Genomic DNA, 19,955 nt, shown 5'->3' on the forward strand with positions numbered 1-19,955 from the left:
TGCGGCTTGGCTGGAAGGGCTTTGTTATACTCCGCGCATGATAGCGAAAATCAATGGCAATCGGGCACTGGAACTGGCGCGCGACGTACTGGAGACCGAAGCGGAGGCGATCCGTTCGCTCGTGGAACGTCTCGACGAGAACTTCGTGCGAGCGGTTGAAATCCTGTTGGGATGCAAGGGACGCGTGGTGGTCTCAGGGATCGGCAAATCGGGGCATATCGCAAGAAAACTCGCGGCGACGTTCGCGAGCACGGGCACGCCCGCGTTCTTCGTGCATCCGGCTGAAGCCAGTCATGGCGACCTCGGCATGGTAACCGCCGACGATGTCTTCGTTGCGTTGTCGAACTCGGGTGAGACCGAGGAACTGCTCAATATCGTGCCGCTCGTCAAGCGCACGGGTGCGCAATTGATCGCCATGACCGGCCGTGCCGAGTCGAGCCTCGCAACGATCGCGAACATTCATCTGGACGCGCGCGTCGACAAAGAGGCCTGCCCGCACAATCTCGCGCCGACGGCGAGCACGACGGCCGCGCTCGCGCTCGGCGACGCGCTCGCGATCGCCGTGCTCGATGCGCGTGGCTTCAGCCCGGAGGATTTCGCGCGCTCGCATCCGGGCGGTATGCTCGGCCGGCGCCTGCTGACCTTTGTGCGTGATGTCATGCGCACCGGCGAGCGGATCCCCCATGTGGGCCTGCACGCGACGGTGGCCGAGGCACTGCTCGAAATCACCCATAAGCGCATGGGGATGACGGCGATCGTCGATGACGCATTCCACGTCGCGGGCATCTTCACCGATGGCGACCTGCGCCGGGTGCTTGGCAGCAATGGCGATTTCCGCAATCTGCCGATCACCGAGGTCATGACGGCACGTCCGCGTTCGATCGGCCCCGACCACCTTGCGGTGACCGTCGTCGAAATGATGGAACGCCACCGCATCGGCCAGATGCTTGTCGTCGACGAGAGCGGCGTGCTGATCGGCGCGCTCAATACGATCGACCTGCTCGAAGCAAAGGTAATGTGATGAGCGAGCACGACCCGGCAGCTACGCTGCACACCCCCATCGCCCGCCCGGTCGCTGAGCCGGCGACGGATGCAAGCGGGCGCGCCGCGCGCGTGCAATTGATGATCTTCGACGTCGACGGGGTGCTGACTGACGGGCGCCTCTACTTCGGCCCGCAAGGCGAGATGCTGAAGGCTTTCGACACCCTCGACGGTCATGGCGTGAAACTGCTGCGCGGGGCCGGCGTGCAGACCGCGATCATCACGGGACGCAGTTCGCAGATCGTCGCGAGCCGCGCGCGCGAACTTGCGATCGACCACGTGTTCCAGGGCGTGCACGACAAGACGGCCGCGTTCGCCGAACTGCTGGCGGCCACCGGCATTGCCGCGGCCGATACCGGCTATATGGGCGACGACTGGCCCGATCTCGCCGTGATGCTGAAGGCGGGTTTCGCCGCGGTGCCCGCGAACGCGCATGTCGAGCTCCTGCGCCGCGCGCACTTCGTTGCGAGCGCGCGCGGCGGATATGGCGCGGTTCGCGAGGTGTGCGACCTGATCCTGCGTGCACGCGGCTACTACGATGTGCTACTCGACCATGCGTGCGGAGGCGCGGCATGACACGTCGCATCCGCCTGCTCCAGTGGTTGCCGGTGCTCGCCATGGCGGCCCTCGCGGCTAGTACCTACTGGCTCCTGCACCTCAATCTGCCGACCATCACGCATCAGCCAATCCGGCCGAAGAGCCATACGGCCGACTATTTCGCCGACAACTTCTCGATCACGACGCTCGACGTGTCCGGGCAGACCCAGTACCGGATCAATGCGACGAAGATGATCCACTATGAGGACGACGACAATATCGACGCGACGCTGCCGTCGATCCGCGCCTTCAACCCGGGCCAGCCGGACGTGACCGCCTTCGGCAACCGCGGCGTGATCAAGGGCGACGGTTCGATCGTCGATCTCTACGACGATGCGCGCGTGCTGCGCGCACCCGGCAGCGGCGACCCCGCGATGTCGGCGTATTCCCAACATTTCAAGGTGCTTGTCAATGACGACATCGTGAAAACCGAAAAGCCGGTTAAACTGGTGCGCGGACCGTCTGTCATGACGGCGAGCGGCATGATCTACAACAATGTCACGCGAGAAATGCACCTGCTCGGCCAGGTGCGCGGCCAGATCGCCGCGTCGGACACGCTACCAGGCAGCTCGAAATGACGCGCCCGCGGTGGTCCACTCGCTCACCCGACCAGCACAATTTGACGCGCTCAATGACTGACCCGTTTGTTCGCCGCTCCCCTCGCAGGGAGCGACTGCTCACCGCACTGGCGGTGCTGTTTGCCGTTCTGTTGCCCGGCGCAGCGGCGCATGCCGAACGCGCGGACCACGACAAGCCGATCAATATCGAAGCCGACAACATGACGTACGACGACCTCAAGCAGGTCAACGTCTTCATCGGCCACGTCGTGCTGACCAAGGGCACGATCCTGATCAAGGCGGATCGCGTCGTCGTGACGCAGGACCCCCAGGGCTATCAGTACGCGGTCGGCACCGAGGACGCAGGCGGCCTCGCGTATTTCCGGCAAAAGCGCGACGGCGTGGACGAATACATCGAAGGCAATGCCGAGAAGCTCGACTACGATGGCAAGCGCGATTTCACGACCTTGACGAGCCGCGCGACGGTGCGCCGCCTGCAAGGTCTCTCCAAAGTCGTCGACACGGTCAGCGGCGACGTGATCACCTACGACGGCCAGAAGGACTTCTACACGGCGAGTGCGACCGGCACGCCGACCAGCTCGGGTAGCGGCACCGGCCGCGTGCGCGCGATGCTCGCGCCGTCGACCAGCACCGGCGCCACCGCAGCCGCAAGCGCGGCCTCGGCCACCGGCGCCGCCGCAGCCGTACCCGCGAGCGCGGCCTCGGGCACCCGTGTCGACGGCAAGGGCAGTCCCGGCGGGCAAAGCGGTGCGGCCAGCGGCGGCAGCAGCACCGGCAGCAGCAACGACGGCCTATCACTGACGCCGAGTAACAAACTTCCCGGGACGAACAAGCCTTGAACGCACCCGCGCTTCCCCAGTTCAACGCGCCCGGCACGACCGCCACGCTCAATGTACGCAACCTGCAGAAGCGCTACGGCGCGCGTACGGTGGTCAAGGACGTTTCGCTCGACGTCAAGAGTGGCGAAGTAGTCGGGCTGCTCGGCCCGAACGGCGCCGGCAAGACGACTTCGTTCTATATGATCGTGGGCCTGGTATCGCTCGACAACGGCGATATCGTGCTCAATGACCACTCGATCAGCAAGATGCCGATTCACCAGCGCGCGCGGCTCGGTCTGTCCTATCTGCCGCAGGAAGCATCGGTATTCCGCAAGCTGACCGCCGAGCAGAACATCCGCGCGGTGCTCCAGCTGCAGGTCGACAAGCAGCTCAAGCCGCTGACGGCGCAGGACGTGACCGAACGCGCCGAAGCGCTGATGGAAGAACTCCAGATCGCCCATCTGCGCGACAGCCCCGCGTTGTCGCTGTCGGGCGGCGAGCGGCGGCGCGTCGAAATCGCGCGTGCGCTGGCGACCAATCCGAGCTTCATCCTGCTCGACGAGCCGTTCGCGGGGGTCGACCCGATCGCCGTGCTTGAAATCCAGAAGATCGTGCGCTTCCTGAAAGGCCGCAACATCGGGGTCCTGATCACGGACCACAATGTGCGCGAAACGCTCGGCATCTGCGACCACGCGTACATCATCAGCGACGGCAGCGTGCTCGCGGCCGGCGCGCCGACCGAAATCATCGAAAACGAACGCGTGCGCCGTGTCTATCTCGGCGAACATTTCCGGATGTAGGTCACGGGCTCGTCGACCGAGGCCAAGGGCGAATCGCGATTGGGGCCCTTGGGTATTGCCCTGGTGACGCCCCTCCGGAGACCCCGCTGTGCTTGCCCCAATGCGGCAGCACAGCGGCACCACGGCTTTTCTTCAGGCCTCTGCACGCCGCATGCCCCCGGGTTCGCCGCCGAGCCCCTATCCCCGCCTCCCTAGTGCCTCGTTCACCCCGCGTCAAGCGCTCTTGCATGGGCTTTTTAGGAGGTTTCCGCTGCGCTGCAAACTCTCTACAATGATTAGGTCCGTCGTCGGAGGCATCGGCCTGACCGACCGCCGACGAGGAACCGACGGACCCCATATCCAGCCATGAAAGCGAGCCTCCAACTCCGTCTCTCACAGCATCTTGCGTTGACCCCGCAATTGCAGCAGTCGATCCGCCTGCTGCAATTGTCGACGCTCGAACTGCAACAGGAGGTGGCCACCGCCGTCCAGCAGAATCCCCTGCTCGAGAACGACGAGGACTGGCTCAGCAGCCCCTTACGCGTAACCTCCGACGGCGCACTGCTGGCATCGCAGCAAAGCGCGCCGTCGACCGCGCCCGAGGCACCGGTCGTGTCGAGCTCGAGCAGCAGCAGTAGCAGCACCGATGGCGAGGAAGGCCGCGAACGCAACGGCCTCGACGATTTCAGCAACGGCGCGGGCGATAGCGATACGCCGTGGAGCCTCGACGACTATTCGCGGCCCGGCAGCGGCGCCGACGACGACGATATGCCGCCGATGCAACTCCAGGAATCGAGCACGAGCCTGCGCGACCATCTTGGCGTGCAGCTCCGCCTGACCAATGCGAGCCTGCGCGACCGCGCGCTCGTCACCTTCCTGATTGAATCGCTCGACGACGATGGCTATTTGTCGGTCTCGCTCGACGAAGTCTGCGCCGACCTCCCAAGCGAACTCGAGATTGACGCGGACGAGGCCGGCGCCGCGCTGGCCCTGTTGCAGAGCTTCGATCCGCCAGGTGTCGGCGCGCGCTCCGCGTCCGAGTGCCTGAAGCTGCAACTACTGCGGCTCGAGAGTTCGCCGGTGCGCACGCTCGCGCTCGAAATCGTCTCACAGCATCTCGAATTGCTCGCTGCGCGCGATTTCACGCGTTTGCGCAAACAGCTCAAGGCCAGCGACGACGAACTGCGCGATGCTCACGCGTTGATCCGCTCGCTCGAGCCATTCCCGGGTGCGGCCTATGGCAAGGCCGAGGCCGACTATGTAGTGCCCGATGTGATCGTGCGTAAGACAAAGGACGGCTGGTTCGCCGATCTCAATTCAGACATCGTGCCGCGTCTGCGTATCAATCACCTGTATGCCAATATTCTGCGCAACAATCGCGGCGATCCGGGCAGCGGATCGCTGCGCCAGCAACTGCAGGAAGCGCGCTGGTTGATAAAAAACATCCAACAACGCTTCGAAACCATACTGAGAGTTGCCCAGGCCATTGTCGACCGGCAGAAGAATTTTTTTGTCCACGGCGAAATTGCCATGCGCCCCTTGGTCTTGCGCGAGATTGCTGATACGCTGGGTTTACACGAATCAACGGTTTCGCGTGTGACGACCGGCAAGTACATGCTCACGCCCTTCGGGACGCTCGAGTTCAAGTATTTTTTTGGTTCACACGTGTCGACCGATACCGGCGGGGCTGCTTCCTCGACGGCGATCCGCGCGCTCATCAAGCAACTGATAGGAGCTGAAGAACCGAAGACACCCCTTTCAGACAGCCGTATCGCTGAATTGCTGGCTGAACAGGGCTTCGTGGTCGCGCGCCGCACCGTGGCCAAGTATCGCGAAGCTTTGAAGATTCCGGCAGTCAACCTGCGCAAGTCACTATAGCCTGCGGCAACCCGCTGTGGGCATCACCCGGCCGTGACGCCTCGTGCGATTCTGGCCGGCCGACGAAGAGCGCGCCTCGACGAGATCTCAGCAAGCCTCGGCTGGCCTGGGTATCGATTGCCGGACGTTCTCCGCTTGCCAGCGCAGCCCGCTGTCAGGCGGGAGGCTCAAGCCGACCGACGGAATCGCGCAGAATACTGCGTTGCGGCTCTCTGTACGGAGAGCACTATGAATTTGAAGATCAGTGGGCACCATCTCGAAGTCACGCCCGCACTGCGCGAATACGTGACGACCAAGCTGGACCGCGTGCTACGCCACTTCGATCAGGTGATAGAGACCGCGGTACTACTGACCGTCGACAATCATAGGGAAAAGGAGAAGCGCCAGAAGGCGGAAATCAACCTTCACCTGAAGGGTAAGGATATCTTCGTGGAGATCTGCGACGTCGATATGTATGCGGCAATCGATCTATTGATCGACAAGCTCGATCGGCAGGTGCTGCGCTACAAGAACAGGATTCAGGGTCATCCGCACGAGGCGCTCAAGTACCAGAGCGAAACTTTGCTCAACGAACAGCCCGCAACGTAGTTCCAACCGAGCGGCACGGCCTGGGAACCATGGCCGGACCGTCGGGACGAATTCACCCCCCGTATCGCCCTGTATCGCCCCGCATCGCGGGGCGATGTCGTTTCCGGCGCGTCGAATTGCGGCCCTGCCTCTCGGCCTTTTTTCTAGCCCGGTTTAAGCCTCATTCCCACCCGCGAGCCGATCCCTTGCAGCGCGGGGGGTTCTGCGTCGCACCATCGCCCGTTTGGCTGACATATAATGTCCCGACTCTTTACGGGGACAAATACAGCCGGAGTACGCGACACGCCGCGCCGAATGCAAATGGTCAATTCGAAGCGTCGTGCCGGATGCGCCGTCCAGAGCGCGATCCGCCTGCCAATATGAATCGTCTAGCCAAACTTCTACCGCTCGAAAACGTCGTCCTAGGCCTTGCCGTTACCAGCAAGAAGCGCGTGTTCGAACAAGCCGGCCTCATTTTTGAGAACCAGCACGGAATCGCGCGCAGCCTCGTTACCGACAATCTGTTCGCACGCGAGCGGCTTGGTTCGACTGGACTCGGCGAAGGCGTGGCCATCCCGCATGGCCGCATCAAGGGGCTCAAGCAGCCGCTTGCCGCATTCGTGCGGCTCCACGAGCCGATCGCCTTCGAGTCTCCCGACGGCCAACCGGTCGGCTTGCTGATTTTTCTGCTCGTACCCGAACAGGCTACGCAGCAGCACCTCGAGATACTGTCCGAGATTGCGCAATTGCTGTCCGATCGCGAAGCGCGCACGCGGCTGACCACCGAGACTGACCGGACCGCTGTCCATCAGTTGATTACCGCGTGGCAACCCTGATGCGCCGCTGCCGCCCCGGCCCCATGTGGGCCCATGTCAACGACCGCGGCTGATCGCCGCGGCCCCCCCATACCGTAGACCATGGACACGTCAAGCATCAATGCGCAAAGCATCTTCGACGACAATGCGGCGTCGTTGAAACTCAGCTGGCTTACGGGTCATGAGGGGTGGGAACGCGGCTTTCTACCCGAGACGGTCGCCACCGCAACGTCGAGCGCCGACCTCGTCGGCCACTTGAACCTGATCCATCCGAACCGGATCCAGGTGCTCGGCGATGCCGAGATCGAGTACTACCAGCGCCAGTCGGAAGAGGACCGCCGCCGTAACATGGCCGAGCTTATCGCGCTCGAGCCGCCGTTCCTGGTCGTCGCGGGCGGCATTGAAATCCCGCCCGACCTCGTGCTGCGCGCGACACGCTCGTCGACGCCGCTGTTCACGACGCCGATGTCCGCCGCGGCCGTGATCGACAGCCTGCGGCTCTATATGTCGCGCATTCTCGCGCCGCGCGCGACGATGCATGGCGTATTTCTCGACATTCTCGGTGTCGGCGTGCTGCTGACCGGCGATTCGGGCCTCGGCAAGAGCGAACTCGGCCTCGAGCTGATCAGCCGCGGCCACGGCCTCGTCGCTGACGACGCGGTCGACTTCGTGCGGCTCGGTCCCGACTTCGTCGAAGGCCGTTGCCCCCCCTTGCTCCAGAACCTGCTCGAAGTCCGCGGACTGGGCCTGCTCGATATCAAGACGATCTTCGGCGAAACCGCCGTGCGCCGGAAGATGAAACTCAAGCTCATCGTTCAACTGGTGCGCCGTCCCGACGGCGAATTCCAGCGGCTACCGCTCGAATCGCAGACCATCGACGTGCTCGGCCTGCCGATCAGCAAGGTCACGATCCAGGTCGCCGCGGGCCGCAACCTCGCGGTGCTCGTCGAGGCCGCCGTGCGCAACACGATCCTGCAACTGCGCGGCATCGATACGCTGCGCGACTTCATGGACCGTCAGCGGCTGGCGATGCAGGATCCGGACAGCCAGTTTCCCGGCAAGCTGATCTGAGCGGTCGGCTTGCATCGGCGGGGTTGCATCAACCGAGTTGTGTCGGCCAGATTGCATAAACCGGCTTGCCTCGGGCGGCCAGGTCCGAGGGCCGCATGCGAAGTCCGAACCCTGTCCGCGATCCCATTCTGACGGTATGATGGGGTGAAACTCCTTTTGCCCCATGCGTATTATTCTGATCACCGGGATCTCCGGCTCCGGCAAGTCCGTCGCGTTGAACGCACTTGAAGACGCAGGCTACTACTGCGTCGACAACTTGCCTGCCGGCTTCCTCCCCGAACTCGCCGCCTTCCTCTCGCGGGATGGTCAGACACGTCTGGCCGTCGCGATCGACGCGCGCTCGGGCGCATCGATCGCCGACCTGCCCGCGGTGATTCGCGAGCTGCGCACACAGCATCAGGTCAGCGTGCTGTTTCTGACCGCGAGCACGACGGCACTGATCCAGCGCTTCTCCGAGACGCGCCGCCGCCATCCCCTGTCGGGCAACGCCTCCAACGACCCCGGCCTTGGCGCCGACTCGCTTGCCGATGCGATCGAGCGTGAACGCGACCTCCTCGCGGGGCTCGCCGAACTCGGCCACCAGATCGACACGAGCAATCTGCGCGCGAATGTGCTGCGCGCCTGGGTCAAGAAGTTCGTCGAGCACGAGCATTCCGGTCTGCTGCTGATGTTCGAGTCGTTCGGCTTCAAGCGCGGCCTGCCGCTCGACGCCGATCTCGTGTTCGATGTGCGCAGCCTGCCCAACCCCTATTACGACCATCGCCTGAGACCGCTCACGGGCCTCGACCGGCCGGTCATCGAGTTTCTCGAGGCCGAGCCCGATGTGCTCGATATGATCGACGATATTTCGTCGTTCCTGCACAAATGGCTGCCCCGCTTTCGTGACGACAACCGCAGCTACCTGACCGTCGCGATCGGCTGCACGGGCGGCCAGCACCGGTCGGTGTACATCTCCGAGACGCTCGGCAAGCGCTTTGCGGGTGAAGCGCAGGTATTGGTCCGGCACCGCGAGATCGCACCGCCGGACGATCTCAGGAAAACCGCCTGACCCATTGCATCACGATGCGGAGCGCCATGTCATCCATCCTTGCCGACCTGCCGCTGTTCCCGTTGCATACCGTGCTTTTCCCCGACGGCCTGCTGCCGTTGAAGATTTTCGAAGCACGTTATCTCGACATGATGCGAGACTGCCTGCGCGAACAATCGCCGTTCGGCGTCTGCATGATCAAGACCGGAAATGAAGTCGCGCGACCCGACGAGCCGACCGTGCCCGAGAATGTCGGCTGCCTGGCCCATCTGGTCGACTGCGATGTTCAGGAATACGGCCTGATGCAGATCAGGGTCAGGGGCGGCCAGCGTTTTCGCCTGCTCTCCACGCGGCTCGAGCCGAGCAGCCTGTTGCGCGGCATGGCCGAACCGATCGGCGATGACTCGGTGCCCCAGGGTACGCAGCATCTCGCCGCGCATGCGGCGTGTGCCGAGGTACTCGAGCGCATCATCAAGGGCGTCTCCGAACGCGACCCGGCCAATGTGCCGTTTTTCCAGCCCTATCGGTTCGACGACGTGGTCTGGCTATCGAACCGGCTTGCCGAAATTCTGCCGATTCCGCTGCGCGCGCGGCAGAAGCTCATGGAGATCGAAGACGCGGAAGCGCGGCTCGAAATCGTGCACCACTTCATGCAGCAGCATCAGATGCTGTAGCGATCGGGCAGGCCTGCTCCCGCGGTCGAAGCGCGAGGTCGTCTCCGGGAGACGCTGGGCAACGCCCAAGCCGGATCATAGGAGCGTTCCTGTAAGCCCCTGCAGAAGCTTCTTGACTGGCGCGGGCAGGCCCACCGAGTCGAGATCCGCAAGCGCGACCCAGCCTGCCTCGGCCTCGGCGAGCTGAAGTGTCTTTGCGGCAACGGGCAAGTCGAGCAGCAGCGGTTCGATCTCGAGCCGGAAATGCGTGAACGTATGCGAGATTGGCGTCAGGGGCTGGAGTTCGACCGCACTGTCGTTGATGCCGATCCGGTCGGCGATGCGCGCAAGCGTCGCGGTGTCCTCCCCTTCGGGCAGACTCCAAAGACCGCCCCAGATTCCGCTCGGCGGCCGACGCTGCAGCCAGACCTGTGCGCCACGCCTCATGACGAGCATCAGCGTATGCCGCACGGGCACCGCCTTACGCGGCCGCGCGGCGGGTAGCTCGCGCTGGCGCCCGGTCGCGTTCGCCACGCAATGAGCGGCAAACGGGCACCGCGCACAATCGGGCCGGCCACGTGTGCAAAGCGTCGCACCAAGGTCCATCAGCCCCTGCGTGTAGGCATCCATGCCCACATCGCCCACGGGCGGCAACAGCGATTCCGCAAGCAGCCACATCGCGTTCTCGATTTTCTTTTCGCCCGGAAATCCTTCGATGCCGAACACGCGTGCGAGCACGCGTTTCACATTGCCATCGAGAATCGTCTCGCGCACGCCGAACGAAAAGGCCGCGATCGCCGCGGCCGTCGAGCGCCCAATACCGGGCAGTTCGGCGAGGCGTTCGGCCGAGATGGGAAATTCGCCGCCATGCTGCTCGACGACGGCCTGCGCGCAGCGGTGCAGATTGCGTGCGCGCGAGTAGTAGCCGAGCCCGGCCCACAGGCTCATCACGTCGTCGATCGGCGCCGCCGCAAGTGCTGCGACTGTGGGAAAGCGCTCGAGAAAACGCGCGTAGTACGGAATCACCGTCGACACCTGGGTTTGCTGCAACATGATTTCCGACAGCCATACCCGGTAGGCATCACGCGTGTTCTGCCAAGGCAGGTCGTGACGGCCATGCTCGCGCTGCCAGGCAATGAGGGTTGGCGCAAAGCCGGCGACCATCGATTCGCGCGTGCTGGCGGGGCCCAGCGTCTGGGCAAGCGAAACGGCCTGTTCGGTTGCGGTTTTACGGCGGGTGGCAGACAAAGGCTTCATCGTCGAGGGTTCAATGCCTTGCGAGTGGGGCGTGTTGGACGGATCATTGGACGGATCATTGCACAGCTGATCGCGCGACTCTTTGCACGACTCATGAAGCGGCCATGCAGCTATCGCAGACTATGGCACACGGCATGGACCGATTCGCTCACCGCTGGCACTGAATGCAGTAGAACGTCGAACGCTGCCCCTGCACGATCTGCCGGATCGGCGTGCCGCATACACGGCAAGGTTCGCCCGCGCGGTCATAGACAAAATAATCGAGCTGGAAGTAACCGCGTGCGCCATCGCTGCCGACAAAGTCGCGCAGCGTACTGCCACCCTTGGTAATCGCCTCGGCGAGCGTATCGCGAATCGCCTCGGCAAGCTTTTCATAACGCGCCTTCGAAATGCGTCCGGCTGCGCGGGCGGGATGAATGCCGGCGCGAAACAGACATTCCGAAGCATAGATATTGCCGACGCCGACCACGATATCCCCCGCGAGCAAGGCCTGCTTGATGGACATTGAACGTCCACGCGTCCGGTCGAACAGAAGCTGCGTCGTGAATTCGGGCGAAAACGGCTCGACGCCGAGCGGCAACAGCAAGGGATGCCGGGCCACGTCGCCCGCTTCACGCGGATGCCAGAGCACCGCGCCGAACCGTCGCGGATCCCGCAGCCGCAGGACACACTCACCGAATACGATATCGACGTGATCGTGCTTCTCGGGCCGCGTCTCGAGCGCCGAGCGCGGCAGGATTCGCAAGGTCCCGGTCATGCCGAGATGGACGATCAGCCAGCCCGTGTCGACCTCGATCAGTAAATACTTGCCGCGCCGTTCGACGCGCTCGACCCGGCGCCCTGCGAGCATCGCATCGAGGCCGGACGGAATCGGCCAGCGCAAGGCCGGCGTACGCACATCGATGCGCTCGATATGCTGGCCGGTAATGTGCGGTGATATGCCGCGGCGAGTGACTTCGACTTCCGGCAACTCTGGCATCTTGAAATGGTCTGCTGTCTTACGAGCGGGGCAAGTTGCGCGTTATTGTAGCCACCCGCGTTACAATCAATGCAAACCTGGCCCGGATATTTATGGACTTCTCTTTCGCGGAGCTTCTCACGAAGCGGTCGATGCCCCAAAACTCACCAACGCGCGCTTTAACCCGTTTCAGCGCTGCGATGCTGGCGGCCTTTACTCTGATGGTTTCCGGCGCGCAGGCGCAGCAACCCTCGAGCGATCCGGACGACGACGCCGTGGCGAGCTCCGTCGTCAGCAATGTCACGGCCAATGACGAGAAGGACCTGCCGGACGTCCCGCTTACGGGAGAGATCCTGTTCCAGGTGCTGGCCGCGGAAATCGCGCTGCAACGCGGCGAACCGGCGCCCGCCTACCAGACTTATATTGCCCTCGCGCGCTCGACAAAAGACCCTCGCATGGCACGCCGCGCGGCCGAGATCGCCTTGCGCGCGCAGAGCCCGGCGGACGCGCTGACGGCCGCCCGGCTCTGGCATGAATATTCGCCGAGTTCGAATTCCGCCGCGCAGCTTTCCGCGTCGCTGCTCGTGCTCAACGGCAAGCTCGACGAAGCCCGGCCGCTGCTTGCGGCCCAGCTCGCGGCAGTGCCCGAAGAGCAGCGCACGAGCGCGATCGTTTCGCTGCAATTGCTGATTTCGCGCGGCCCCGATCGCGAGGGCGGCCTCAAGCTGCTGCAGAACCTGCTGCAAAACGATATGACGCGGCCCGAGACGCCGCTCGTTATCGCGCGCCAGCAATTGATCGCCGGCGACCCGGTCGGCGCGCGCCAGTCGCTCGAACAATCGCTCAAGCTCAAGCCCGATTTCGCGCCGGCTGCCTTGTTGCTTGCCCAGATCGGTCCGGATGAACGCAAGGAGGCGATTGCGCTGATGGAAAAGGCGGTGGCCGCCGCCCCGACCTCGCGTGACCTGCGCACGACGCTTGCCCAGCTCTATCTCGGCGACGAGCAGATCGACAATGCGCGCAAGCAATTCGAGGCCATGCGCAAGAATGATCCGAACGATCTCGCCCCCCTGCTTGCACTCGCGCTGATCGACCTTCAGCAGAAGCAATACGACCAGGCGAGCACCTATCTCCAGCAATACGCGGTGGCTGCTGAGAAGCAGGGCACCTCGTTGCGCGTCGATGCGGGCCAGGCCTACATCTACCTTGCTGAAATCGAGATCAGCCGGAAGGACTTCGCAGCTGCGGAAAAATGGCTCGACAAGGTCAGCGAGAACAGCCCGGAGTTCGTCACCGCCCGCATCACGCGCGCCCAGGTCGTGGCCCAGCAGGGCGACATCGACGGCGCCCGCAAGGTGCTCGCGGCCTTGCAGCCGCTAGCACCGAGCCCACGCGACGAGGCCGCAATCGCACGCGCCGATGCCGGCATCCTGTTCGACGCCAAGCGCTACGCTGAGTCGCGTGCGCGGCTCGATGGCGCGGTCGCCGAGTTTCCGAATGATCCGGACCTGCTATACGACCGTGCGATGTCCGAGGAAAAGCTCGCCGACTGGCCCGCGATGGAAGCCGATCTGCGCAAGCTGATCAGCATGCAGCCGAACAATCCGAACGCCTACAATGCGCTCGGCTATTCGCTCGCCGATCGCAATGAGCGACTTGCCGAAGCAGAGACGCTCGTCGAAAAGGCGACCGCGCTGTCGCCTCGCGATGCCTTCATCATGGACAGCCTCGGATGGGTCAAGTACCGCCAGGGCGACAAGGACCAGGCGATCACCCTGTTGCGGCGCGCGTACCAGATCCAGCCGAATGCCGAGATCGGCGCTCACCTCGGCGAAGTGCTCTGGGTCGCGGGGCATCAGGACGAGGCGCGCCAGGCCTGGAGCGAAGCACTCAAGCTCGAGCCGGGCAACGACACCGTGCTTGGTACGCTCAAGCGCCTCGACGTTCCGTCACCCTGATATGCGCGCGCTCCCATTCCACGCCGCGCTTTCGGCAGCGGCGCTCGCGCTGCTGCTGAGCGCCTGCGCGCCGACACAGGTGCGGCCGCCTTCGGCTGAACAGACCGCCGCGACCGCGCGCACACAGGTCGACTACGATGGTCGTTTTGCCATCAAGTACAACGATCAGAACGGTACCGAGCGCAACGCCTACGGCAATTTCACCTGGCATCAGCAAGGCGACACGATCAATATCGAACTCAAGAGCCCGCTCGGGCAAACCCTTGCGATCATCGAGTCCGCACCGTCGAGCGCCACGCTCCAGTTGCCGAACAAGCCGCCGCAGTTCGCCGCGAAAGTCGACGACCTGATGCGTGATGCGCTCGGTTTCTCGCTGCCGGTCTCAGGGCTGCGCTACTGGCTCGAGCCAGCGCCCGCGCCAGACTCGAAGGCGACTATCGAGACCGATCCGCACAACGGACGCATCAAGCAGCTGGAGCAGGACGGGTGGACCGTCGACTATTACGAATACACGCCCGAGAACAACGTGAAACGGATGAATCTCTCGCATGAGAATCCACCGCTTGCGATCCGGCTGGTACTCGACCGCTGACCCGGCGCGCATCGGGCAACGACCGGGCGCGCTGATGGCTCTGGTTTGGCGCTCGACGCGCCCTTGCCTGGCTCCTGGTTCCTTGCCTTCGGCCCTGCATCCCTGAGACGCTTTTTTCCGCTCCCACGAACACGCTTCATCGATCCCGTGACAACTGCATATAGCGCGACGCTGCGCGACTGCCCAGCCCCCGCGAAACTCAACCTGTTCCTGCACATCACGGGCCGCCGTCCCGACGGCTACCATACGCTGCAGACCGTGTTCCAGCTCGTCGACTGGGGCGATGTCCTTCATTTCGGCCGCCGCGACGACGGCGAGATCCGGCGTGTCAGCGAGCTCGCGAACGTGCCGGCCGATACCGACCTCACCGTGCGTGCCGCGCGCCTGCTGCAGGCGCATACGGGCACGCGCTACGGCGTCGACATCGAGATCGACAAACACCTGCCGATGGGCGGCGGCATCGGCGGCGGCAGCTCCGACGCCGCGACCACGCTGCTCGCACTGAATCGCCTTTGGCAGACCAGCGTGCCGCGCGCCGAATTGCAGCAAATCGCCCTCAAGCTTGGCGCCGATGTGCCGTTCTTCATCTTTGGACAAAACGCATTTGCGAGCGGAGTCGGTGAAGATCTTGAAGCGGTCGAATTGCCCTCACGGCACTTCCTCGTGGTTACACCGAATGCACATGTTCCGACTGCGGAAATTTTTTCGGATCCGGAATTGACACGTTCCAGTCAAGCCGTCACAATGACGGACTTTCTTGCACAGAACGCCAGCACGAAGGGATGGCCAGACAGTTTCGGCCGGAACGACATGCAAAACGTGGTTGCAAAAAAGTACGAAGAAGTTGCGAAAGTGCTCGATTGGTTGGATATAATCGCGGCCTCGCGCATGACGGGTTCCGGGGCGTGTGTGTTCGCAGCGTTTCCCAGCCAGGCAGCAGCACTCGATGCGCAAGCGAGAGTGCCGGCCGGATGGAAAAGCGCAGTAACCGCAAGTCTGCAGCGTCATCCGCTGTTCAACTTCGCGTCATAGAGTTTGCGTTGTCGGGTCGCCTACGTGCCCGGCAATCTACAGGTTAGTGTAGGGGAGTCGCCAAGTTGGTTAAGGCACCGGATTTTGATTCCGGCATCCGAAGGTTCGAGTCCTTCCTCCCCTGCCAAATATCTCGCTTTTTGCCAGAGATTGCGTCCAAGTGCCCTGCGCTGGGCGCTCATTTGCAGGTATACGATGAGTAGCGACGGTCTGATGGTTTTCACTGGCAATGCCAATCCAGGGCTTGCACAGGAAGTAACCCACACTCTCGGTATCCCGCTCGGCAAGGCAATGGTCAGCCGTTTCTCCGACGGCGAGATCCAGGTCGAAATCCAGGAAAACGTGCGCGGCAAGGATGTCTTTGTGCTGCAATCCACCTGTGCGCCGACCAATGACACCTTGATGGAACTGATGATCATGGTCGATGCGCTCAAGCGCGCATCAGCCGGCAGGATCACCGCGGCGATTCCGTATTTCGGCTATGCACGCCAGGACCGCCGTCCGCGTTCGGCACGTGTCGCCATTTCGGCCAAGGTCGTGGCGAACATGCTGCAGATCGCCGGGGTCGACCGGATCATCACGATGGATCTGCATGCCGACCAGATCCAGGGTTTCTTCGACATTCCCGTCGACAATATTTACGCAACGCCGATCCTGCTGCAGGACCTGCGCAAGCAGAATTACGAGAATCTGCTGGTCGTCTCACCGGATATCGGCGGTGTGGTTCGTGCACGAGCGCTCGCGAAGCAGCTCAACACGGATCTCGCGATCATCGACAAGCGGCGCCCGAAGGCGAACGTTGCCGAAGTCATGAATATCATCGGCGATGTTTCGGGCCGGGCCTGCGTGATCATGGACGATATGGTCGATACCGCGGGTACGCTGTGCAAGGCCGCGCAGGTGCTCAAGGAACGCGGCGCCGTGACGGTATTCGCCTACGCGACGCACCCGGTGCTCTCGGGCGGCGCGGCTGCCCGGATCGCGGCGTCGGAACTCGACGAACTCGTCGTGACCGATACCATTCCGCTGCGCGAGGAAGCGCTCCAGTGTTCCAAGATCCGTTCGCTGTCGAGCGCACCTCTGCTTGCGGAAACGTTCAAGCGGATCCGCCGCGGCGAGTCGGTGATGTCGCTGTTCGCGGAACAAGGTTTCTGAGGCTTGTTCAGGGTTGTTGGACAAGTGTTGTTGAAGGTGAAGTGAGAATTTCCCGATACGCGTCCGTATCGGGAGTCGGAGCGACGCATACGGCGTCGCTTTCGTTATTTTTGAAACTGGACTCATCGAGTCCTAATCCACTATCTGGTCGCGGATAGTTTTTGGAGAAACCCCATGAAAGTCGTCGCTTTCGAGCGCAGTTTGCAGGGAACGGGTGCGAGCCGCCGCCTGCGCAATTCGGGCAAGACCCCGGCCATCGTTTACGGTGCCTCGGCTGAACCCCAATTGATCGAGCTGGATCACAACGCACTGTTTCACGCGCTCAAGAAGGAAGCCTTCCATTCGTCGATTCTCGACCTGGAAATCGCCGGCAAGACCGAACCCGTGCTGCTGCGCGACGTTCAGTACCACCCGTGGAAACAGATCATCCTGCACGTGGACTTCCAGCGTGTCGACCCGACGAAGAAGCTGCACACCAAGGTGCCGCTGCACTTCATGAACCAGGAAAGCTCGAAGGCCGTGAAGTTCGGCGGTGCGGTGCTGACCCACGTCATGAACGAAGTCGACGTCGCCTGCCTGCCGGGCAACCTGCCGGAATTCATCGAAGTCGACCTGTCCGCAGTCGAAATCGGCAAGTCGCTGCACGTGAAGGACCTGACGCTGCCGAACGGCGTCGAGCTGTCCCAGCATCTGGAACAGGAAAACCCGGTGTTCCTGTCGGTCACCGTGCCGGCTGCCGTGATTTCCGAGGAAGGCGAAGCTGCCGCTCCGGCCGAAGGCGCCGCACCGGCTGCCTGAGTCCGGCAACGAGATGGAATGCGCGGCACCAAGATGCCGTGCATTCTGTTTCCGCGCACCCGTGCAGCGATGCTCTGGCGCGCAACGCCCAATGCTATGCTCTCGATCCGTTTCGCGACGGTCGAACTGATCCGCCGCGGCGTATTGCCCGGCGGTTTTTTTTCGCGTTTTTTTTCGCTCTTCGACTTCGCATTCCATGATCAAGCTGATCGTCGGTCTCGGCAATCCGGGCGCGGAATACGCGGCGACGCGCCACAATGCGGGCTTCTGGTTTGTCGACCTGCTCGCGCGTGAAGCCGGTGCGACGCTGCGCAGCGAATCACGCTTCCACGGGTATGCCGCAAAAGCGCGCCTGCATGGCGAAGAGATCTGGCTGCTGCAGCCGCAGACCTTTATGAACCGCTCGGGGCTGTCAGTCGTCTCGCTCGCGCGTTTTCATAAGATCCTGCCTGACGAGATCGTCGTCGTGCACGACGAGATGGATCTGCCGCCCGGTGTCGCGAAGCTCAAGCTCGGTGGTGGCAGCGGCGGGCACAATGGCCTCAAGGACATCAGCGCGCACCTGACGACGCCGCAGTACTACCGTTTGCGTATCGGCGTGGGCCATCCGCGCGACCTGATTCCTGGCGGCGGCAAGCCCGACGTGATCAATTTCGTGTTGAAACCTCCGCGCAAGGAAGAACAGGAAACGATCGACGCCGCTCTCGAACGCGCGAGCGCTGTGATGCCGATGGTCATCAAGGGCGAAGTCGAGCGCGCGATGATGCAGTTGCACCGGCAGTAATGAAGTGGGCGTAGTTCGGACGCGTTATCGGGTCGCGTTGTACAGTCGATAGCACCCGTGCTGAACCGTGGCACGGGCGGCATTGTCCAGCGCCCACGCAGTACCGTCACCACCAGGCAGCATCCCTACCGCAGAACATCATGAGCCGATTCTGGAGCGACATCGTCCACCGCCTGATTCCGTACACGCCGGGCGAACAACCGGTGCTCGCGCACCCCGTCAAGCTGAACACGAACGAGAACCCGTACGGCCCGTCGCCGCGCGTGCTCGAGGCGATCAAGGCGGAGCTCGGCGATCATGCGGACGCGCTGCGCCGCTATCCCGATCCGACCGCGCGCACGCTGTGTGAGACCATCGCACGGCACCTCGGGGTGCGGGCGGGCCAGGTCTTCGTCGGCAACGGCTCGGACGAAGTGCTCGCCCATGTGTTCCAGGGCTTGCTGCGCCACGCGCACCCGATCCTGTTCGCGGATATCACCTACAGTTTCTATCCGACGTATGCGCGGCTGTTCGAGATCGACTATCGGCTCATTCCGCTCGAGGCGGACTTCTCACTCGATGTCGATGCCTATCGCCAGCCGAACGGCGGCATCCTCATCGCGAACCCGAACGCGCCGACCGGCCGCGCATTGTCGCTGAAGTCACTCGAACGGCTGCTCGATGCGAATCCGGATTCGGTCGTCGTCATCGATGAAGCCTACGTGGATTTCGGCGCGGAGTCGGCGGTCGGCTTGATCGACCGGTATCCGCAATTGCTGGTCGTGCAGACCTTGTCGAAGTCGCGTTCGCTCGCGGGCATGCGGGTCGGATATGCGATCGGGCATCGCGATCTGATCGACGCCTTGACGCGGGTCAAGGACAGCTTCAATTCCTACCCGTTGGACCGGCTTGCCCAGGTCGGCGCGATTGCGGCTATCGAGGATGTCGCCTGGTTCGACAAGACGCGGCAGGCCGTCATGGCAAGCCGCGAGACGCTGAGCGCGCAGCTTGAGGCACTCGGTTTTCGCGTGCTGCCGTCGGCCGCGAATTTCGTCTTCGCGACCCATCCCGATGAGGATGCGGGCGCGATCGCCGCGGCCCTGCGTGAGCGTGAAATATTTGTCCGGCATTTTCGCCTGCCGCGGATCGAGCAATTCCTGCGAATCTCGATCGGGACGGATGCCGAATGCGCGGCGCTGGTCACCGCATTGAAGGAACGAGCCAGGGTGACGGAATAGCGGGTCGGCTTGCGGGTCTCAGTGAGGAATAATAATCGCGCCTGGTCGTCCGCTCGAGCCGATGCGCTGTTTCGAAAAAACGCGAGATGCGGCTGTGCGGGTTCGGCTATCCGTTTTTCGCAGCCGTGAGCCGCAGGTACTTGGCCATCAACTGGTCTTTCGACTCGACCCAGTCGGGATGCAGCGGAATGCAGTCGACCGGACAGACCTGGCGGCATTGCGGCTCGTCGAAGTGGCCGACACATTCCGTGCACTTATTCGGATCGATCTCGTAAAAATCGATCCCCATCGCAATCGCATCGTTCGGGCACTCGGGCTCGCATACGTCACAATTGATGCATTCGTCGGTTATCAACAAAGCCATAATATTCGGTGCACCG

Annotated in this window: 20 protein-coding genes, 1 tRNA gene and 1 pseudogene; 19 read left to right on the forward strand and 3 right to left on the reverse strand. The window is 63.0% G+C overall.

The annotated features are described in order from the left end of the window. Positions 1-37 precede the first annotated feature (37 nt). The 11 genes and pseudogenes from HV670_RS12760 to HV670_RS12810 all read left to right on the forward strand — a co-directional run bounded on the left by HV670_RS12760 (position 38) and on the right by HV670_RS12810 (position 9,845). Complete coding sequence (locus HV670_RS12760; protein ID WP_175105155.1) at positions 38-1,021, forward strand: KpsF/GutQ family sugar-phosphate isomerase; 984 nt, start codon at positions 38-40, stop codon at positions 1,019-1,021. A gap of 101 nt (positions 1,022-1,122) precedes the next feature. Further along, positions 1,123-1,617 carry a KdsC family phosphatase gene (locus HV670_RS12765; RefSeq protein ID WP_246257356.1) on the forward strand — a complete coding sequence of 165 codons (495 nt, stop codon included), beginning with the start codon at positions 1,123-1,125 and terminating at the stop codon, positions 1,615-1,617. Then, positions 1,614-2,216, forward strand: a complete 603-nt coding sequence (lptC, locus tag HV670_RS12770; protein ID WP_175105157.1) for an LPS export ABC transporter periplasmic protein LptC — start codon at positions 1,614-1,616, stop codon at positions 2,214-2,216. The genes HV670_RS12765 and lptC overlap by 4 nt, the downstream gene beginning before the upstream one ends. Positions 2,217-2,269: 53 nt before the next feature. Next, positions 2,270-2,884, forward strand: a pseudogene (gene lptA, locus HV670_RS12775) (lipopolysaccharide transport periplasmic protein LptA); the annotation flags it as partial. Positions 2,885-3,051: 167 nt separating this feature from the next. Next, positions 3,052-3,834 carry an LPS export ABC transporter ATP-binding protein gene (lptB, locus tag HV670_RS12780; RefSeq protein WP_175105158.1) on the forward strand — a complete coding sequence of 261 codons (783 nt, stop codon included), beginning with the start codon at positions 3,052-3,054 and terminating at the stop codon, positions 3,832-3,834. 345 nt (positions 3,835-4,179) lie between these two features. Continuing rightward, on the forward strand, positions 4,180-5,691 hold the full coding sequence (locus HV670_RS12785) for an RNA polymerase factor sigma-54 (protein ID WP_175105159.1): 1,512 nt from the start codon (positions 4,180-4,182) through the stop codon (positions 5,689-5,691). Positions 5,692-5,919: 228 nt separating this feature from the next. Beyond that, positions 5,920-6,279 carry a ribosome hibernation-promoting factor, HPF/YfiA family gene (gene hpf / locus HV670_RS12790; RefSeq protein ID WP_175105160.1) on the forward strand — a complete coding sequence of 120 codons (360 nt, stop codon included), beginning with the start codon at positions 5,920-5,922 and terminating at the stop codon, positions 6,277-6,279. A gap of 326 nt (positions 6,280-6,605) precedes the next feature. Then, the gene (gene ptsN, locus HV670_RS12795; RefSeq protein WP_175105161.1) at positions 6,606-7,094 is read left to right on the forward strand and encodes a PTS IIA-like nitrogen regulatory protein PtsN; all 489 of its coding nucleotides are present in this window, start codon (positions 6,606-6,608) and stop codon (positions 7,092-7,094) included. 81 nt (positions 7,095-7,175) lie between these two features. Further along, positions 7,176-8,144 carry an HPr(Ser) kinase/phosphatase gene (hprK, locus tag HV670_RS12800; protein WP_175105162.1) on the forward strand — a complete coding sequence of 323 codons (969 nt, stop codon included), beginning with the start codon at positions 7,176-7,178 and terminating at the stop codon, positions 8,142-8,144. Between the two features lie 163 nt (positions 8,145-8,307). Next, positions 8,308-9,192: an RNase adapter RapZ gene (gene rapZ / locus HV670_RS12805; protein WP_175105163.1), complete on the forward strand. Its 885-nt coding sequence runs from the start codon at positions 8,308-8,310 to the stop codon at positions 9,190-9,192. Positions 9,193-9,218: 26 nt separating this feature from the next. Further along, a complete protein-coding gene (locus HV670_RS12810) occupies positions 9,219-9,845 on the forward strand; it encodes an LON peptidase substrate-binding domain-containing protein (RefSeq protein WP_246257328.1) in 627 nt (208 codons plus the stop codon). A 75-nt stretch (positions 9,846-9,920) separates the two neighbouring features. On the opposite strand, the gene mutY is transcribed toward HV670_RS12810, so the two are convergent. Together mutY and mutM are read right to left on the reverse strand one after the other, a co-directional pair. Further along, positions 9,921-10,988 (reverse strand): A/G-specific adenine glycosylase, encoded by a 1,068-nt coding sequence (gene mutY / locus HV670_RS12815; RefSeq protein WP_246257358.1) that lies wholly within the window; start codon positions 10,986-10,988, stop codon positions 9,921-9,923. A gap of 241 nt (positions 10,989-11,229) precedes the next feature. Continuing rightward, positions 11,230-12,060: a bifunctional DNA-formamidopyrimidine glycosylase/DNA-(apurinic or apyrimidinic site) lyase gene (gene mutM / locus HV670_RS12820; RefSeq protein ID WP_175105166.1), complete on the reverse strand. Its 831-nt coding sequence runs from the start codon at positions 12,058-12,060 to the stop codon at positions 11,230-11,232. Between the two features lie 92 nt (positions 12,061-12,152). Here mutM and HV670_RS12825 point away from each other — a divergent pair, with 92 nt between their 5' ends. The 8 genes from HV670_RS12825 (at position 12,153) to hisC (ending at position 19,575) form a co-directional block, all read left to right on the forward strand. Continuing rightward, entirely contained in the window at positions 12,153-13,997 is a 1,845-nt protein-coding gene (locus HV670_RS12825; RefSeq protein WP_175105167.1) for a tetratricopeptide repeat protein, read from the forward strand. Between the two features lies 1 nt (position 13,998). Continuing rightward, positions 13,999-14,589, forward strand: coding sequence for a lipoprotein insertase outer membrane protein LolB (gene lolB, locus HV670_RS12830; protein ID WP_175105168.1), 591 nt, complete (start codon positions 13,999-14,001; stop codon positions 14,587-14,589). Between the two features lie 147 nt (positions 14,590-14,736). Next, the gene (gene ispE, locus HV670_RS12835) at positions 14,737-15,621 is read left to right on the forward strand and encodes a 4-(cytidine 5'-diphospho)-2-C-methyl-D-erythritol kinase (protein WP_175105169.1); all 885 of its coding nucleotides are present in this window, start codon (positions 14,737-14,739) and stop codon (positions 15,619-15,621) included. A gap of 50 nt (positions 15,622-15,671) precedes the next feature. Beyond that, positions 15,672-15,748: transfer RNA gene (locus HV670_RS12840), tRNA-Gln, on the forward strand. Positions 15,749-15,816: 68 nt separating this feature from the next. Then, complete coding sequence (locus tag HV670_RS12845) at positions 15,817-16,776, forward strand: ribose-phosphate pyrophosphokinase (protein WP_175105170.1); 960 nt, start codon at positions 15,817-15,819, stop codon at positions 16,774-16,776. Between the two features lie 174 nt (positions 16,777-16,950). After that, a complete protein-coding gene (locus HV670_RS12850; protein ID WP_175105171.1) occupies positions 16,951-17,574 on the forward strand; it encodes a 50S ribosomal protein L25/general stress protein Ctc in 624 nt (207 codons plus the stop codon). Between the two features lie 196 nt (positions 17,575-17,770). Beyond that, positions 17,771-18,358, forward strand: coding sequence for an aminoacyl-tRNA hydrolase (gene pth, locus HV670_RS12855; RefSeq protein ID WP_175105172.1), 588 nt, complete (start codon positions 17,771-17,773; stop codon positions 18,356-18,358). Positions 18,359-18,498: 140 nt separating this feature from the next. Continuing rightward, positions 18,499-19,575 (forward strand): histidinol-phosphate transaminase, encoded by a 1,077-nt coding sequence (hisC, locus tag HV670_RS12860; RefSeq protein ID WP_175105173.1) that lies wholly within the window; start codon positions 18,499-18,501, stop codon positions 19,573-19,575. A 106-nt stretch (positions 19,576-19,681) separates the two neighbouring features. Here the strand turns inward: hisC and HV670_RS12865 are convergent, their stop codons facing one another. Then, entirely contained in the window at positions 19,682-19,939 is a 258-nt protein-coding gene (locus HV670_RS12865) for a YfhL family 4Fe-4S dicluster ferredoxin (RefSeq protein ID WP_175105174.1), read from the reverse strand. Positions 19,940-19,955 lie beyond the last annotated feature (16 nt).

Origin of the sequence: Pararobbsia alpina (genome assembly GCF_902859895.1) — a bacterium.
In the GTDB taxonomy this organism is placed as follows: Bacteria; Pseudomonadota; Gammaproteobacteria; order Burkholderiales; family Burkholderiaceae; genus Pararobbsia; species Pararobbsia alpina.